Annotated in this window: 13 protein-coding genes and 1 riboswitch; of the genes, 4 read left to right on the forward strand and 9 right to left on the reverse strand. The window is 63.1% G+C overall.

Annotated elements, in window-relative coordinates; all coding sequences use genetic code 11:
* Positions 1-9: 9 nt before the first annotated feature.
* The 3 genes from IGS58_RS10400 to IGS58_RS10410 are packed head-to-tail and all read left to right on the forward strand — an operon-like array spanning position 10 to position 3,584.
* The gene (locus IGS58_RS10400; protein ID WP_034782923.1) at positions 10-900 is read left to right on the forward strand and encodes a branched-chain amino acid ABC transporter permease; all 891 of its coding nucleotides are present in this window, start codon (positions 10-12) and stop codon (positions 898-900) included.
* A 7-nt stretch (positions 901-907) separates the two neighbouring features.
* The gene (locus IGS58_RS10405) at positions 908-2,851 is read left to right on the forward strand and encodes a branched-chain amino acid ABC transporter ATP-binding protein/permease (protein ID WP_070282035.1); all 1,944 of its coding nucleotides are present in this window, start codon (positions 908-910) and stop codon (positions 2,849-2,851) included.
* Between the two features lie 10 nt (positions 2,852-2,861).
* Positions 2,862-3,584, forward strand: coding sequence for an ABC transporter ATP-binding protein (locus tag IGS58_RS10410; protein ID WP_230521286.1), 723 nt, complete (start codon positions 2,862-2,864; stop codon positions 3,582-3,584).
* Between the two features lie 56 nt (positions 3,585-3,640).
* On the opposite strand, the gene IGS58_RS10415 is transcribed toward IGS58_RS10410, so the two are convergent.
* The 9 genes from IGS58_RS10415 to IGS58_RS10455 form a co-directional block, all read right to left on the reverse strand.
* Entirely contained in the window at positions 3,641-3,964 is a 324-nt protein-coding gene (locus tag IGS58_RS10415) for a type II toxin-antitoxin system RelE/ParE family toxin (protein WP_230521287.1), read from the reverse strand.
* Between the two features lie 8 nt (positions 3,965-3,972).
* On the reverse strand, positions 3,973-4,245 hold the full coding sequence (locus IGS58_RS10420) for a type II toxin-antitoxin system Phd/YefM family antitoxin (protein ID WP_092606866.1): 273 nt from the start codon (positions 4,243-4,245) through the stop codon (positions 3,973-3,975).
* A gap of 107 nt (positions 4,246-4,352) precedes the next feature.
* A complete protein-coding gene (locus IGS58_RS10425) occupies positions 4,353-4,673 on the reverse strand; it encodes a DUF2288 domain-containing protein (protein WP_230521288.1) in 321 nt (106 codons plus the stop codon).
* Positions 4,674-4,724: 51 nt separating this feature from the next.
* The gene (locus tag IGS58_RS10430; RefSeq protein WP_099393935.1) at positions 4,725-5,426 is read right to left on the reverse strand and encodes an RES family NAD+ phosphorylase; all 702 of its coding nucleotides are present in this window, start codon (positions 5,424-5,426) and stop codon (positions 4,725-4,727) included.
* Positions 5,426-5,863, reverse strand: a complete 438-nt coding sequence (locus IGS58_RS10435; RefSeq protein ID WP_034755432.1) for an MbcA/ParS/Xre antitoxin family protein — start codon at positions 5,861-5,863, stop codon at positions 5,426-5,428. Before IGS58_RS10435 ends, IGS58_RS10430 begins: the two co-directional genes overlap by 1 nt.
* 137 nt (positions 5,864-6,000) lie before the next feature.
* Positions 6,001-8,619, reverse strand: a complete 2,619-nt coding sequence (locus IGS58_RS10440; protein WP_230521289.1) for a S53 family peptidase — start codon at positions 8,617-8,619, stop codon at positions 6,001-6,003.
* A gap of 83 nt (positions 8,620-8,702) precedes the next feature.
* Positions 8,703-8,789: riboswitch (cyclic di-GMP riboswitch) on the reverse strand.
* Between the two features lie 271 nt (positions 8,790-9,060).
* On the reverse strand, positions 9,061-9,474 hold the full coding sequence (fos, locus tag IGS58_RS10445; RefSeq protein WP_230521290.1) for a fosfomycin resistance glutathione transferase: 414 nt from the start codon (positions 9,472-9,474) through the stop codon (positions 9,061-9,063).
* Between the two features lie 245 nt (positions 9,475-9,719).
* Positions 9,720-11,420: a single-stranded-DNA-specific exonuclease RecJ gene (recJ, locus tag IGS58_RS10450; RefSeq protein ID WP_092605370.1), complete on the reverse strand. Its 1,701-nt coding sequence runs from the start codon at positions 11,418-11,420 to the stop codon at positions 9,720-9,722.
* A complete protein-coding gene (locus IGS58_RS10455) occupies positions 11,417-12,481 on the reverse strand; it encodes a hypothetical protein (protein ID WP_230521291.1) in 1,065 nt (354 codons plus the stop codon). Before IGS58_RS10455 ends, recJ begins: the two co-directional genes overlap by 4 nt.
* A 392-nt stretch (positions 12,482-12,873) precedes the next feature.
* On the opposite strand from IGS58_RS10455, the gene IGS58_RS10460 reads away from it, so the two are divergent.
* On the forward strand, positions 12,874-16,386 hold the full coding sequence (locus IGS58_RS10460) for an SdrD B-like domain-containing protein (protein WP_230521292.1): 3,513 nt from the start codon (positions 12,874-12,876) through the stop codon (positions 16,384-16,386).
* Positions 16,387-16,482 lie beyond the last annotated feature (96 nt).

The following is a 16,482-nucleotide window of genomic DNA, read 5'->3' on the forward strand; positions in this document are numbered from 1 at the left end:
GGGAATACCATGGAAATCTTCCTGCAGCTCGTCTTCAGCGGCATCGCGCTGGGCATGATCTATGCCGTCATCGCCTTCGGCTACCAGCTGACCTTTGCCACTTCCGGCACCCTCAATTTCGGCCAGGGCGAATCCCTGATGCTGGGCGCGCTCGTGGGCCTCTCCCTGGTGGGCACCATCCACGGCGGCCCTTACATGAGCTATCTGTTGATGATCCCCATCGTCATCGTCTTCGGCGCCTTGCAGGGCGTGTTTGTCGAATGGATAGGCGTGCGGCCCGCCATCAAGATCAAGTCCGAATTCGGCTGGATCATGTCGACCATCGCGCTGGCCATCATCTTCAAGAATGTGGCGGAAAATATCTGGGGCAAGGATGACCTGATGTTCCCGTCGCCGCTGTCGGCCGCGCCGTTCCAGGTGTTTGGCGCCAATGTGCAGCAGATGCAGGTGGCCGTCATCGTCGGCGCGCTGGCGATCATGCTGGCCGTCGAAGTGTTCAACCGCAAATCGATCTACGGCAAGGCCGTCGTGGCGACGGCCAACGACCGCGACGCGGCCGGCCTGATGGGCATCAACACGGGCATGGTCATCACGTTTTCCTACGCGCTGTCGTCGGCCACGGCCGCCTTTGCCGGCGTGCTGGTGGCGCCGCTGACACTGACGGGAGCCACCATGGGCGCGTCGCTGGGCTTGAAAGCCTTTGCCGTGGCCATCATCGGCGGCTTGACGTCGGGCGTGGGCGCCATCGTCGGCGGGCTGATACTGGGCATCGCCGAGACCACCACCGGCTATTACATCTCCACCGGCTACAAGGAAGTGCCCGGCCTGCTGCTCCTGCTGCTGGTACTGGCCATCAAGCCGTCCGGCCTGTTCGGCAAAGCCGCGATCAAGAAAGTCTGAGGACGACATGAACAAGAAAATCACCATGCTGGCATTGAGCGCGGCGGGCCTGGCCGTGCTCGCGCTATTCCCCATCGTCATCCCGAATCCCTACTATATCCACCTGGCCGAGACCATCCTGATCTACGCCATCCTGCTGTTCGGCCTCGATATCGTCGTCGGCTACACGGGGCAGGTGTCGCTGGGCCATGCGGGCCTGTTCGGCATCGGTTCGTACGTCACGGGCGTGCTGGTGTTCAAACTGGGCGTGTCGTTCTGGCTGGCCATCCCCGCCAGCATCCTTGGCGCGGCCGTGTTTGGCGCCATCCTGGCCTTGCCGGCCCTGCGCGTGACGGGGCCCTACCTGGCCATGGTGACCCTGGCCTTCGGCACCATCGTGCAAATCCTGATCAATGAAATGAGCTTCCTGACGGAAGGGCCGATGGGCATCAAGATCCACAAGCCCGTCCTGTTCGGCCACAAACTGACGGAAGTGGAGTACTACTACATGGTCGCCGCGCTGCTGGTGATCTCGCTGGTGGTGGTGCACCGCATCCTGAAATCAAACCTGGGCCGCGCGTTCGAAGCCTTGCGCGACAGCCCCATCGCCTCGGACTGCATGGGCGTCTCCGTGTACCGCTACAAGGTATATGCCTTCGTCATCAGCGCCGGTTTCGCGGGCCTGGCCGGCAGCCTGTACGCGTATTCGGAAGAATACATCTCGCCCAATACCTATAACTTCGAGCTGACGATATTGTTCCTGCTGGCCGTCATCATGGGCGGGCGCAAGACGCGTTCGGGCGCGCTGATCGGCGCCCTGATCGTCGTCATGCTGCCCAGCCTGCTGTCGGACATCGAATTGTTCCGCAAGATCGCCGTGGCCGCCGCCGTGCTGGGCGTGATCGGTTCCGCCTTCATGCTGGCGAAGAAGCGCTCCACCGTGCGCGGCGTGCTCGTGCCCCTGGTGGCCACCATCGGCCTGGCTGCGTATTCGTACAAGCTGGAAAACATGGTCGACTGGCGTTTGACCATCTTCGGCCTGATGACCTTATTTGTCGTGTACTACCTGCAGGACGGCATCGTCGGCTTCCTGATGAGCTTTATCGGCAAGGGCCGGCGCCATGTGCAAGCCGTCGCTTCGCACGGCGTGGCGCCATTCGACCACGCCCAAGGCGGGCAGCAGGGCGCGACCCTGCTGCGCGTGGACCAGGCCCTGATGCAGTTCGGCGGCCTGAAAGCCCTGAACCAGGTGGACTTGAACGTCACGCAAGGTTCCGTGCACGGCTTGATCGGGCCGAACGGCTCGGGCAAGAGCACGATGATGAACGTGCTGACGGGGATCTACAAGCCGACGGCGGGCAGGGTGGAATTTGCCGGCGCCGTGATCTCCGGCCGCACGCCGTCCGAGATCGCGCTAGGCGGCGTGGCGCGCACCTTCCAGAACGTGCAGCTGTTTGGCGAGATGACGGCCACCGAGAACGTGCTGGTGGGCTTGCACAACACCTTCAAGTCGAATGTGCTGGACGTGATGCTGCATACGCCCCGCTACAAGCGCGAAGAGACGGCGGCGCGCGAGCGGGCCGCCAGCATCCTCGAGTTCGTGGGCTTGGCGGACCTGGCCAACGAGGAGGCGCGCAATCTGCCGTATGGCAAGCAGCGGCTGCTGGAAATCGGCCGCGCGCTGGGCCTCAACCCGCGTTTGCTGCTGCTCGACGAGCCGGCGGCGGGCCTGACGGCGCCCGACATCAAGGAGCTGATGGCCATCATCCGCAAGATCCGCGAGCACGGCATCACCATCATCCTGATCGAGCACCACATGGATGTGGTGATGGCCCTGTCGGACGTGGTGACGGTGCTGGACTTCGGTCAGAAGATCGCCGAAGGCGCGCCCGCGCTTGTCCAGAGCGATCCGAAAGTGATCGAAGCCTATTTGGGCGGCAGCGCCGAAACCCTGGCGCCAGCGGCGCACTGAGAGGAAGACCATGCTGACCATTCATAATCTGCACGCCGCCTACGGCAAAGTCGAAGTCCTGCACGGCATTTCGCTCGACGTCCCGAAAGGCAAGCTGGTGACCCTGATCGGCTCGAACGGGGCCGGCAAGACCACCACCATGCGCGCCATTTCCGGCATGCTCAAACCCAAATCCGGCACCGTCACCCTGGGCGGCAAGGATGTCACGGGCCTCGATTCGCACCGCATCGCCCGTGCCGGACTGGCCCATTCGCCGGAAGGCCGGCGCGTGTTCGCCTCGATGTCGGTGACGGACAACCTGCTGCTGGGCGCCTTCCCCCGCTTTACGCGCTCGCGCCCGAAAGGCGACATCAAGGGCGACCTGGACAAGGCGCTGGAACTGTTCCCCCGCCTGAAGGAGCGGCGCGACCAGCTGGCCGGCACGCTTTCGGGAGGCGAACAGCAGATGCTGGCCATGGCCCGCGCCGTGATGCTGAACCCGGAAGTGATCCTGCTGGACGAGCCGTCGATGGGCCTGGCACCCATCCTGGTGGAAGAAGTCTTCCGCATCATCACGCGCTTGAAGGCGGAAGGCGTGACCATGCTGCTGGTCGAGCAATTCGCCGCCGCCGCGCTGAACGTGGCTGATTACGGCTACGTGCTGGAAAACGGCAGCATTTCCGTGCATGGGCCGGCCGAAAGTCTCAAAACCGATCCGAAGGTGATTGCGGCGTATCTGGGAGGAGGGCACTGAGGCAAGTTGAGAGTGCGCTGACAATGCGCTTGCTGCGCATTGTCACATCCTCCGCATTACGCAGTGAGCAGGCGATGGCGTATCAATGCTTCCAGGTCACGGCTGGCATGGGCAATCATATGAATATAAACGATATCGTTATGTCCATACTCGATGATGATGCGATTCTGGCCGGCCAACAGTTGGCGGTGAGTCGTCAAATGAAGGTCGTCAAGTTCAGGAACAAAGGTACCTTTCATGTTCCAGTCTTTGAGAGAATTGACTTCAGCCAGAATCTCTTGCGTCACCTTCCTGGTAAAAGCAAGGGATTCGTTCTGCTTCAGATAGGAGCGAATATCTTGCAAATCGTTTAAGGCGTACTGCGTCCAAATGATTTTCATTTGTGTAATCAATTGTCGCCGTCTTCAGCTTCCAGAAGGGCCACAACGTCATCATGGTCAATGATTTTACCTTCCTCAATCTGCTTACGGCCGAGAGCAAGGATGCGGAGCATGGCAAGCTGATCTTGAGTCTTTTGATAGCTGACAGGGTCTTGAACAATGGCCTGAACTCTGCCGTTCACCGTGATGGCTACCGGGTCATGCGTCTCAAGCACCTGTTTGACCACGTCGCTGGTGTTCGTCTTCAAGTAGCTAATTGGTTGAATATTGATAAAGTTCATGTCGCCCTCCATAAGTAGGCAGACCGATGATAGCATCGGATGACTAAATTAAGCACCAAATTTAGTTGGCTGCACATTTTCCTTACGTCGAGCGCAGCGTGCACGCATCAATGTCTGGTGGGCTTTTCCTGCTGCACCAGAATGAAGGGGCTGACGACGACGGCCCACAGCGCGGCGCCGGCGGCCTGCCAGTCCAGCGCCTGCTGGTCCGACACCTTGGCGACCTTGCCATCGGCCATCCATTGCGTGATGGTGGCCTTGTCGTCGTGCGAGATGCGCACGGCCACTTCGACCAGATCCAGCTCATTGGCGACCCAGACGACATTGCCCTGGGCGAAGTGCTTTTCCAGTTCGCTCCAGGCCAGGCGGGCCGTTTCGCTGTTCACTTTGAGGCGCAGTTCGGTGTCTTTTTCAGGATTGGTTTGCATGCGAAATATCAGGTTGCAGTGAGTCGGGTGCCGTTGCGCGCTTGCGTTGCCTTACAAGGCTTCCACCTGCGGCGTCGGCGTACCCCGCCATGTTAACCGATAGGCGGCGCCTTTGCGAACATTGCCCACGAGGGCAGGGCGGAAGCAGGCCAGGTTGGTGCCGCCCGCCAGCCGGGTGCTGGGGAAGATGACGCCCATGGAACCGGCTTCGAGCAGGATGGCGGCCAGGTCTTGCGAAGCGATGTAGCTGGCCGGATCGAGGCAGGCCGCATAGCGCTCCTGGCCGCGCAAGTCGTGGAAGCTGGCGGAAAAATCGGCCAGCAGCGACTGGTAATTGACGCTGTCGTCGAAATAGTCGATTTCCTGGTATTCCACGGTCTTGTGGAAAATGATCTCGGCCAGCGCCGTTTTCATGTCGAAGGCACAATACCAGGCGCCCCGTTCGCCATCGTTGAAACGCGCCCCTTCCGGCCGGGCATAGGTGTAGGCGGCGTTGATGATGCGAAAGTGCGGCACGCCAAAAACCAGCTCGTCCACGCCAATTCCTGGCGCGCCGCCGTACTCGGCCACCAGGCGCGCATTCGTCGCGTTATCGAGTTCGAACAGCTCGCGCAGGTGATCGTCGTCCTCAGCCAGGGGCGCCAGCACGGAGTCTTCCATGTCGGCGAAGCGCGAGGGGATCAAACGGCAAGTGTCGATCTGGCGCAAGGCGGCCAGCGGCGGCAGCTGTGTATGCGGGACGGTCGCCACCATTACAACCCTCCGCGGCGCGCGTCGAGCAGCTTGCGCACCGTCTGCATGGCCAGCAAGCCGCCGGCCAGCATCTGCGACAGGGGCGTGCGGCCGCCAAACACGGGATTCTTGTTGGGCAAACTCACCCATTCGTCGGCCAGCTTGTCGCCATACAGGATGTGCAAGGCCTTGTAGATGCCCAACAAGTAGGAAATGCGCGTGATGCGGTCCACTTCCAGCACGCGGTCCGGGTGCTTCTTCCACTCGTAATAGGCGCTGCTGGACAGGCCGCCCAGCAATTCGCGCGCATCGTCGTCGCGCAGTTTCCAGGCGGCGGCCAGCTTGAAAAAACCCTTCAATGCCGCCTGCGACAACCGCTCGCGCTCGGCTTTGGCATTCAGGTCGACGAGCACGGCCGGTTCGAAGCGGCTCTTGGGGTAGGCGTAGGCGAGATTCATGGCATGTCCTTCGTTAAAACTCTGTATATGGACTATTTATACTCCTTTTCCGGATTTTTCGCAACGGCCGAGCGCATGCAAAACGGGGCGCGCCAGGACAGGTGTCCCGGTGCGCCCCGTTGGCAGGCCGCGTTCGCTTATCTGGCCGTGACGGTGATGGGGACGTTGAGCTGCGCCGTCAAGCCGTTACTGTCCAGCGCCACGACCCTCAGTGCATAGCTGCCGGTCACCGGCAGGGGCCAGCGGGCCGTGATGGTCATGCCGCTCATGGAAAACTGCATGCCCAGCGGCGCACCGAGGATGGAGATCCACAGGGCGTTCGCGCCCGGCGCCGTCAGCACGATGCTGCCGCTCATGGCCTTGCCGGCCACGCCCGTCATGGCGGCGGCGCTGATCGTGGGACCGGCGGCGGCGATTTTCACTGCGGCCACGGCCTGGCCCGTCAAGCCCGTCCTGGTATCTTTGGCGATGATGGTCACGCTGTAGCTGCCCAGCACGGGGCTGGCCCAGCTGACGACGCCGGCGGCGCTGACGGCCATGCCGGATGGCGCGCCCGACAGGCTGTAGGTGACGGGGTTGGGCGCCACCGTCGTGGCGGCGAACGACAGGGCCACGCCCGGCTTGCCGCTCACGCTGGTCACGGTCACGACGGGGGGCAGCGGGGCGGCGATGGCCACCGTATAGATGCCTTTGCCGCTCAAGCCAGTCTTGCTGTCCGTGGCGGTCACGGTGACGGCGTAGGTGCCGGCCACCGGGGCGGCCCAGCTCACCAGTCCGGCGCTGCTGATCGTCATGCCGGCCGGCGCGCCGCCCAGCGTGTAGCTGACGGGATTGGGGGCGGAGACGCTGACATTGAACGCCAGGGCCGTGCCAACCTTGCCCGTGATGGCGCCGCCGCCCACGACGGGCGGCGCGACGGGGGTAATGACGATGGCGTACACGCCCTGGCCACTGAGGCCGCTGACGGTATCCTTGGCCACCATGGTCACGGCATACGTGCCCGCGGTGGGGGCGGCCCAGCTGACCACGCCCGTGGCGGCGATGCTCATGCCGGCCGGCGCGCCCAGCATGGTGTAGCTGAGTGGATTCGAAGCGCTGGCCGAGACGGTAAACGACAGCGGCTTGCCGGCCGCGCCGCTGATGCTGGCCGGCGCCACTACGGGCGCGGCCGGTGGGGTCTGCGTGCCCGACAGGCCGGCCAGCAGGCTTTTCACGTTCGGCGTGCCCAGGCCGCCCAGCGGGTCATAGCCGACCCTGGCCGTGCACACGCTGCACGTGCCGTTGCTGCCGCGCGTGATGTCGGCAAAGCTGCTGGCGAAAGTGCCGGGCACGCTGGCGATCTGGCCGTACAAGATGCTGTGCGGCAAGCCGAGCGCCGTCTTCGCTTGCAGCGCGCGGCTGGCGTTGGCGATGGCGACCAGGCCGGCCCATTGCGGCGTGGACAGGCTGGTGCCGCCGATGCTGAGCCAGCTGGCGGTGCTGCTGCCGGGTGTCATCACGGCCGTGTACTGGCCCGTGGCGGGGTCGGCATTGAAGGCCACGTCGGCCACGTTGCGGCGCAGCAAGTTGGTCAGGCCGGGCACGCTGGCCGTCTGGTAGGTGGGCAGTGCCGTATAGGCGCTGATGCCGCCGCCCGTGCCGGACCAGGCCGTTTCGCTGCGCACGCCGCTGCCGCTGTAGCTGAGTGTGGTGCCGCCCACGGCCAGCACGTTGGACGACACGGACGGCCAGGACACGCCGCTGCCCGAATCGCCCGTGGCGGCCAGGTAGCTCATGTTCTTGCCCGTGAAGGCGCTGTCGACGGAAGCTGTCCAGTTGCCTTCGGCGGCGCCAAAGCTCATCGACACGACGCCAGGCCCCATCAGGTTGGCCAGGCGCACGGCGCCCAGCAGGCTGTTGATGGAAGCGTCGGGGGCCTCGATCAGCACGATGCGCGCCAGCGGCGCCGTGGCATGCGCCCACTGCACGTCGAGCGCGATTTCCATGGCCCAGCCCGAGTTATAGGCGGGCGCCGTGGCCGTCATGGTGCTCAATGGCGTGTTGTAGACAACAGAAAATTCACAGCCGCTGGCCGGGGCGGGCGGCAGGGGCAGGGTGGCATTCGTGGCGATAGCCTTGGTGGTGCAGCCGGGCAAGCCGAACTTCTGGTTGAAGATGGCCAGTTCGGCCGCCGCGTTCGGGTTGTGCATGGCGTCGACGATGTAGATCGTCTGTCCCGCGCCCAGCTGGGCCGCCTGGGCTGGCGTCAGCGCCGTGCCGGCCGCCGGCAGGGCGGGCAAGTCGTAGGCGGCGCGGATTTGCGCGGGAGAATAGGTCGCCACCACGCTGCTGCCGGCCATGGGCGCGGCGATGTCGCTGGCGCCGCCGTCCAGCAAGGGGGCGATATCCTGTGCCGCCTGTTCCGAGGCGGCGATTTTTTGTGCCGTCAGGCGGCGCGTGGTCATTTCCCGCATGGCGCCGGGCACGTTTTGCAAGTGCGGCCGCCAGTGGGCCGAGCCGCTGCTGTTGGCACTGTCGCGCCCGTCAGGCGCATCGAGCAGGGCCGGGGCCGCATGGAACATCGGTTGCACCACCAGCGCGCCGACGGCGGGAGGGATGACGGGCACCTCGACAGTGAACTGTGTCGCGGCCGTGGCGATGGCGGCAGGCGGTGTCGATGTCTCCTGGCCGGGACCGCAAGCGGCCAGCAGGAGGGCGGCTGTGGCGCCCAGCAGCAGGCGCCCGTGACGGTGATGCGGGGGAATGTTTTTTTTCATGGCGAAACTCTCCGAGTTGGGCGAGGGCCACATCTCGACAATGCTTCCAAGCTGGCGCCGCGCGCTGGCGGTCCCGGCCCTGCATTGGCAGCCCCGCTGCCGTGGCGCTTGCGCGCGGTAGGCCGGTGGCTTTGCGTCCCCGCCTTTCGACGGGTTTGCCCTCAAAACTGATCATGCATCATTGGGAATTTCCTGATGCGTCATCGATTTTAGTGAATTTGCCAAATAAATGTTAACTATTTTCAATTAATATTTTTATTTATGCAATAAAATGTGGCAAATTTGCCTATGGATGGAACCTTGTCAGCCTGATTAAGTCTTAAAAGCAAGGTTATCAGAGGTGTATCGAGGCGCGACGGTGTTTTTTTACAATCACGGTGCTTGATTTTTTTGTGCAATAATGAATTTAACAAATTTACTGAATATGCGATCTTGCCTCTCTCAATCCTCGAACACCATGCCCTGATACGGCGCTGCGCGGCAGGCCGCCAGCCGCTGCGCAAGGCTGCCAGCATGGGCTTCCAGCCGGTGGCCGTCCGGGTCGAGAAAATACAGGGATTCGCCGGCGCTGCGGTTTTGCTGCCATTCGGGCACGCCGGCGGCGCGCAGGCGGGCGGCAAACGGAGCGAAGTCGGTGGGCTCGATGGAAAACGCGTAGTGCGTATAGGCCGGGCTGGCCAGCGCGGCCGTATCCTGTCCATCCAGCGACAGGCACAGCCACAAATCCCCGGCCGACAGATACGCGCCCCTGTCCCAGCGCGCATGCAGGCGCAGACCCAAGGTGTCGCGGTAAAAGGCCACGCTGCGCGCCAGGTCGCGCACGGACAGGGTGAGGTGGTTCAGGCCGGTCAACATGGGACTGTATAGCTTTCCGATGGGGAAGGCATGTGTCGGTTATCGCCGTGATTTGATATCACTTTGTTCCACAGAAGTTTGAGATACAGCAATAAGGCCACAAACCTCACGGCACCTGACCAAACCGTAGCGAGCGGCAGTGAGGCTCGGCGCCCCCTTATGGCCAACAAGCGCAACCGTACTTCCAGTACGGTGAGCATCGCAGGCGACCTATGCCGACGCGCAGCAGGTTGTGTCAGGTGTCACTACACAGGCTCGGCGTGCTCCACCATAAGTTGTACTTTGGTCGTGCCATTGTATTCATTCGCATCGAGCCTGAACGCGACCCGCGTGCGTTCGCCCAGTGCGTCCGTATGCCCGAACCAGATGGCATCAAAACGCACGCCGTTCTTTTCCAGCAGCAGTTTCAAATGGCGCTCTTTCAAGATGCGCTGGCTGACGACGCGGAATTCATCGCAAAAGACGGGCGGGGCGAAGCCCTGGCCCCACACCTGGCCGTCCATCAGTTCGATGAAGGCCGTCGTGTAGTAGGCGTCTTCCAGCGGGCCGTCCGTTTCCACGACCCGTTCCAGCTGTTGCTGGCTGAGCCAGGCCTGGCCGACGGCTTCGAAGGCCTGTGAAAAGGCGTCGAAGGCGTCGGCGCGGATAGTGAGTCCAGCCGCCATGGCGTGGCCGCCGAACTTGTCGATCAGGCTGGGCGCCCGTTTCGACACGAGGTCGAGCGCGTCGCGCAAGTGGAAGCCGGGGATCGAGCGGCCCGAACCCTTGATCCAGCCGTCCGCGCCTGGTGCAAACGTGATCGTCGGGCGATAGAATTTTTCCTTCAGGCGCGAGGCGACGATGCCGATCACGCCCTGGTGCCAGGATTCGTCGAAGACGCTGATGGTGCTGCTGTTGGCCGGTTCGAAAGCATCGAGGTGCAGCAGGGCCGTATCCTGCATTTCCGCCTCGATTTCACGGCGTTTCAGGTTGATGTCGTTGAGTTGCTGGGCCAGCGCCCAGGCGCGGCCTTCGTCGTCCGTGACCAGGCATTCGATGCCCAGGGACATGTCCTGCAGGCGGCCGGCCGCATTCAGGCGCGGTCCCAGGGCAAAACCGAGGTCGAACGGCGTGGCGCTGCGCGCTTCGCGGCCCGCCACGCGAAAGAGCGCCGCCACGCCCGCATGCATATTGCCTTTGCGCATGCGTTTGAGACCTTGCGCGACGAGGATGCGGTTGTTCGTATCGAGGCGCACCACGTCGGCCACCGTGCCCAGCGCCACCAGGTCGAGCAGGTTGTCGAGCTTGGGTTGCGTTTGCGCATCGAAGATGCCGCGCCGGCGCATTTCCGCGCGCAGGGCCAGCAAGACGTAGAACACGACGCCCACGCCCGCCAGGTGTTTCGACGGAAAACCGCAGGCGGGCTGGTTCGGGTTGACGATGACGGCCGCGTCGGGCAGGGTATCGGCCGGCAAATGGTGGTCGGTGACGACCACCTGGATGCCGCGCCGGTTGGCCTCGGCCACGCCATCGATGCTGGCGATGCCGTTGTCGACGGTGATGATGATGTCGGGCGACTTTTCGCGGGCAGTGAGCTCGACGATTTCCGGCGTCAGGCCATAGCCGTATTCAAAACGGTTGGGCACGATGAAATCGACGTCGGCGCCCATGGCGCGCAAGCCGCGGATGGCCACGGCGCAGGCGGTGGCGCCGTCGCAATCGTAATCGGCCACGATGACCATGCGTTTCTTGGCAGCAATGGCGTCGGCCAGGAAGACGCCGGCCGCGCCGATGTGCAGCAAGCCGGACGGCGGTATCAAGTCCTTTGCCTCAATCGAGAGCTCTTTCGCGTCTGACAGGCCGCGCGACGCGTACAAGCGGGCCAGCACGGGGTGGATGCCGCCCTGGCGCAGCAGTTCGGATTCGCGGTAGGGGCAGGGACGGGTGGCGATGCGGGTACGGGTCATGATGCTTTCAACTTGTTCAGGGTAATCGCGCGCCAGAATTTGCGCTGCGCATGCTTGCTGGTGGTGCAGGCTAGCCAGGCGTCGCGGTGGCTCAGCACCAGGCGCAGCTGGCCCAGGCGGCCATCCTTGAGGGCCGCCAGCAGGGGCGCGAACCAGTCCGCTTCCAGCGCTTGCAACTGCTGCAGCCACATGCCCCATTCCTGCGCCTGCGCCGCTTCGGTCAATCCGCCCAGCACGACAATCGCGTCCTGTTGGCTTGCCAGCACACTGTTTGGACTGGCATCGCGCTGCGCCGGTTCCGCCAGCGCGGCCAGCCAGCCCGGTGCGTCCTTCGTATGCAGGCTGGCCGCGCAGCGCGCAGGTACCGGTGCAGATGCCGCCGTGGCCAGGCTCCCGCCCCAGATCCAGAACGAGTTGATGGCTTTCAAACCCCGTTCTTCGCGCGTCGCGTTGACCGGATGTTCATGCCACAGCATCTGCACTTCATTCTGCAGGCGGCGCGCGGCGCGCGCATGCTCGCCTTCCGGCATCCACACGGACAGGTCTTGCGTGGTGGCGGCATCCGGCGTGGCGCACTGCAAATCGGTCCAGCCATCGGCGCGCATGAACCAGGTGCCCGCGTCGCCATATGACAGGGGCTGGCCGATTTCGTCGAAATACGGACGCGCCGTGTCGAACAAGGTGCGGCCATCGGCCTCGCTCAGCTTGAGCTGGCGCAAGTCTTCCAGGCTGATATGGCTGCGGGCGATGGCCAGGTGGGCCGGATGCAGCAGGAAGTAGCGCGCGCCCGGTTCCGGCACGAGACCGTAGCCGCGCATGGCCTGAGCCGCAAAGGCCGCTTGCGCCGCCTCGCCATTGGGCGCGGGCGACAGGGCCAAGGCATGCGCCAGCCACGCTTCGTGCGGCAGCAGGCGGTTGGCATTGTCAAAGGTTTCTAAATTGCAATCGGAGGTGCGCGACAGCAGCGCCGCCAGCGCGGGCGCCTGCAAGACCTTGAGCAGGTCGGCAGCCAGTTCGGCATTGGGCAAGGCGAAGGGCAAGACGAGGGTAAGTTGATTCATCCCGAGATTGTAGGCGATTGTGGTGCGGGCCGAGAAGGCGTATGTATTTTCAGGCCCGCGACGGCAGCAGCGGCGGCGCTGGAAATGCACAAAAATTATAAAAATTTTATTAGATATGATGGAAATTAATTTGCTTTTGAAAATATATTGGATATAATTGCGACAACTTAAATATCAGAAATACAATCACCCCCTGCTGCGTGGTTGCGTCGTCTGGCTCCTGTGTCCCTCGAAACTGTATACAAGATCTGCCGGCTTCATTTTTTAAACAAGTTCTTTCTTGGAAGCCCACCTATGTATACATTCGCCGCTTTGCGCGGCCAGGCTGATTGCGCCCTGGCCCCCCGTATTTCCGCTCCTGCCGCCGCCGTGGCATGCCGTCAGGAGGCCGCATGACTACGTACAACCTGTCGACCACGGTCCACGTCTGCGAAGACATCAACAAGAATTTCGATATCCGCGACCTGCTGATCCAGGCCGGCTACTCGGTGCAAGGCGAACTGAATATCAAGAATTTTACGGTTTTGTTGCCGGACGATACGGAATCGACGGAGAACACGCCGCTGTTCGGCATGCTCGACGCGGACACCGTGTACGTGCGCCCCGGCGACTGGGCCGCCAACTACAACGGCAACTTCTCGACCATCCAGGTAACGATCGACAAGGGCAATGGCGACATCGTCCAGCTGAGCCTGCAAGTCATCATCGATCCCGTCAATGACGCGCCCGATGCGGCCGACAAGACCTTCACCCTGGTCGACGGCGCCAGCGTCGTGCTGAGCGAAAGCGATTTCGGCTTCCACGACGATGTCGAGAACAACGGCTTCAAGTCCGTCGTCATCACCAATACCACCACGGCGGGCCAGGTCTTGCTGAATGGCGTGGCCGTCGCGGTGGGCACGGAAATTTCCATCGACGATATCCGCGCGGGCCACCTGGTCTTCGTGCCGAGCCAGACCGTCGCCGGCGACTTCGACCTCGGTTTCAAGGTGCGCGATGATGGCGGCACGGAAGGCTGCAATGCGCAAGACCTGAGCCTGGCGCCCCATTACCTGACCTTCAAGGTGCCGATGGCCCACCTGGGCGATTTCGTGTGGGAAGACAAGAATGCCAACGGCGTGCAGGATGCGGGCGAGGCGGGCATCGCCAATGTAGTCGTGCAACTCAAGGATACGGCCGGCAATGTGGTGGCCTCCACCACGACGGACGCGACCGGCGGCTACCACTTCGACGTCAATCCGGGCACCTATTCGGTGACCGTGGTGGCGCCCGCCGGCTATGTGCCGACGGCAGCGAACCAGGGCGGCGATACGGGCAAGGACAGCAATATCGATGCCAGCGGCAAGATGGCGCCCGTCACCCTGGCGCCGGGCGAGACCAACCTGACCCTCGATGCGGGCCTGTACCGCGCGGCCGAGCTGGGCGACCGGGTCTGGTTCGATACCAACAAGAATGGCGTGCAGGATGCGGGTGAAGCGGGCGCCGCAGGTGTGAAAGTAACCTTGCTCGATGCGTCGGGCAACCCTGTCGGCAGCCCGCTGGTGACGGATGCGAATGGCAACTATTTGTTCACGAATCTGAAGCCGGGCGCCTACAGCGTGCAGTTCGATAAAACCACCTTGCCAGCCGGCTACGCTTTTACGGGCCAGGACCAGGGCGGCGACGACCAGCGCGATTCCGATGCCAGCGCCATCGATGGCAAGACGGCGCAAGTGCTGCTTGCTTCCGGTGACAGCAACCATAGCCTGGATGCGGGCATCGTTGCGCTGCCGGCCTCCCTGGGCGATCGCGTCTGGCATGATGCCAACTTGAACGGCGTGCAGGATGCGGGCGAAGCCGGCATCGGCGGCGTCACGGTGCAGCTGAAAAACGCGGCCGGCAGCGTGATCGGCTCGACCTTGACGGACGCCACCGGCTATTACAACTTCAATGTCGATCCGGGTACGTATTCGATCGCCGTCGTCGCGCCGCCAGGTTATTTGACCACGGTCAAGGATGCGGGCGGCAATGATGCGCTTGACAGCGACATCAATGCCGCAGGCCAGAGCGGCCTGGTGACGGTTGCCGCCGGCCAGAACTACAAGGACCTGGATGCGGGCTTGTACAAAACGGCTGCCATTGGCGACCGCGTGTGGTTTGACGCCAACGGCAACGGCACGCAGGATGCGGGCGAAGCGGGTGTCGGCGGCGTGAAAGTCAACCTGTACAACGCGCAAGGCGCCGTGGTGGCCAGCGCCACCACGGATGCCAGCGGCAACTACCTGTTCAGCAACCTGGTCCCCGGCAATTACTATCTGGGCTTCGTGCCACCGGCCGGCTATACCTTCACCAAGGCGGATGTGGGCGGCTACGCCACCGATTCGGATGTCAATCCGGCCACCGGCCTCACCACTACCTGGATCGCGCTGAAATCGGGCGATGTCCAGCTGGAATGGGATGCCGGCCTGGTCAAATGCGCGCCTGTCACCGGCAGCATCGGCGACCGCGTGTGGGAAGACAATAACTACAACGGCGTGCAGGATGCGGGCGAACTGGGTGTGGCGGGCGTGAAGGTCAACCTGCTCAATGCCAGTAACCAGATCATCGCCACGACAACGACGAATGCCAGTGGCAATTATCTGTTCGACAAGCTGGTCGCCGGCGGCTACAAGGTGGAAGTCGTCCGTCCATCGGGCTTCTATTACACCAAGGCCAATGTGGGCAGCGACACGGCCGATTCCGACGTCGATACGAGCACGGGGCGTTCCGGCCTGATCAACCTGGCCGCCGGCCAGAACGACATGAGCTGGGATGCGGGCATCTACCGCAAGGCCAGCCTGGGCGACAAGGTATGGCGCGACGCCGACCATGATGGCGTGCAGGACTACAACGAGGCAGGCATCGCCAACATCAAGGTGCAGTTGTACTCCGGCAGCGGCGCTTTGCTGGCTACCACCTACACGAATGCCAGCGGCAACTATCTGTTCAGCAACCTCGATCCGGGCAGCTATTCGCTCAAGTTCGACAAGTCGGGCGTGTATCACGCCGGCTACGCCATGGATACGTGGCGCTGGGGCGCAAAGAACGTGGGCACGAACGACAACATCGATTCGGACGTCAACAGCAACGGCACCCTGGCCAACGTGGTCTACACGGACATCCTGAAACTGGCGTCGGGCCAGAACGACATGAGCTGGGATGCGGCCATCACGCCCATCGTCATTGACATCAACGGTGACGGCGTGCACACGATCGCCCGCGCCGACTTCCACGGCAGCTTCGACTTGCTGGGCACGGGCAGCGCCATCCAGACGGGCTGGGTCTCGGCCCAGGACGGCTTGCTGGCCATCGACAGCAATGGCAATGGCAAGATCGACAATATCTCGGAACTGTTCGGCGGCAACGAGAAGGGCACGGGCTTTGCCAAGCTGTCCAGCTATGACTCGAACGGCGACGGCGTGGTCGATGCGCACGATGACAAGTTTGCCGAATTGCGCATCTGGCGCGACGCCAACAGCAATGGCGTGACGGACGATGGCGAGCTGATGTCGCTGCACGACGCCGGCGTGGCCAGCCTGACGGTGAGCTACACGGAACTGCCGTTCCTCGACGCCAACAGTAATCTGCACCTCGAGCGCAGCAGCGCCACCCTGGCCGACGGCAAGACGGTCGACATGACGGACGTGTATTTCAACGTCGACGCCAAGGATGCGGCCAAGGCCGGCATCACCTTGCCGAGCATGGCCGACCTGCTGCGCGACGACAGCACGCTCGACGTGGTGCTGGGCCAGGACGGCACGGTCAACACGGTCGCTGCCGCCCCGGCGGCTCCGGCCGCCGAAGCCCAGGCCCAGTGCGAGATGGCCGAAGCCTTGCGCCGCGCCATGGCCCATGCGAATGCCCAGCCCCAGGAAATGGCTGCCTGATGTCCCTTGCCGGGCCGTAATCCTGCCCGGCAATGCCGCACCGGCGCACCCGTCACGGGGCGCCGGCGCTTTCCACACTTACATCTTACATAACAG

Origin of the sequence: Janthinobacterium sp. EB271-G4-7A (genome assembly GCF_020858075.1) — a bacterium.
GTDB classification, from domain to species: Bacteria; Pseudomonadota; Gammaproteobacteria; order Burkholderiales; family Burkholderiaceae_D; genus Janthinobacterium; species Janthinobacterium lividum.

Bases quoted from the DNA above. Each gene is read 5' to 3' on its own strand.
- fos (WP_230521290.1), bottom strand. From the start codon at position 9,474: ATGTTGACCGGCCTGAACCACCTCACCCTGTCCGTGCGCGACCTGGCG.
- IGS58_RS10425 (WP_230521288.1), bottom strand. From the start codon at position 4,673: ATGCAAACCAATCCTGAAAAAGACACCGAACTGCGCCTCAAAGTGAAC.
- IGS58_RS10440 (WP_230521289.1), bottom strand. From the start codon at position 8,619: ATGAAAAAAAACATTCCCCCGCATCACCGTCACGGGCGCCTGCTGCTG.
- IGS58_RS10410 (WP_230521286.1), top strand. From the start codon at position 2,862: ATGCTGACCATTCATAATCTGCACGCCGCCTACGGCAAAGTCGAAGTC.
- IGS58_RS10460 (WP_230521292.1), top strand. From the start codon at position 12,874: ATGACTACGTACAACCTGTCGACCACGGTCCACGTCTGCGAAGACATC.
- IGS58_RS10455 (WP_230521291.1), bottom strand. From the start codon at position 12,481: ATGAATCAACTTACCCTCGTCTTGCCCTTCGCCTTGCCCAATGCCGAA.
- recJ (WP_092605370.1), bottom strand. From the start codon at position 11,420: ATGACCCGTACCCGCATCGCCACCCGTCCCTGCCCCTACCGCGAATCC.
- IGS58_RS10420 (WP_092606866.1), bottom strand. From the start codon at position 4,245: ATGAACTTTATCAATATTCAACCAATTAGCTACTTGAAGACGAACACC.
- IGS58_RS10400 (WP_034782923.1), top strand. From the start codon at position 10: ATGGAAATCTTCCTGCAGCTCGTCTTCAGCGGCATCGCGCTGGGCATG.
- IGS58_RS10405 (WP_070282035.1), top strand. From the start codon at position 908: ATGAACAAGAAAATCACCATGCTGGCATTGAGCGCGGCGGGCCTGGCC.
- IGS58_RS10415 (WP_230521287.1), bottom strand. From the start codon at position 3,964: ATGAAAATCATTTGGACGCAGTACGCCTTAAACGATTTGCAAGATATT.
- IGS58_RS10430 (WP_099393935.1), bottom strand. From the start codon at position 5,426: ATGGTGGCGACCGTCCCGCATACACAGCTGCCGCCGCTGGCCGCCTTG.
- IGS58_RS10435 (WP_034755432.1), bottom strand. From the start codon at position 5,863: ATGAATCTCGCCTACGCCTACCCCAAGAGCCGCTTCGAACCGGCCGTG.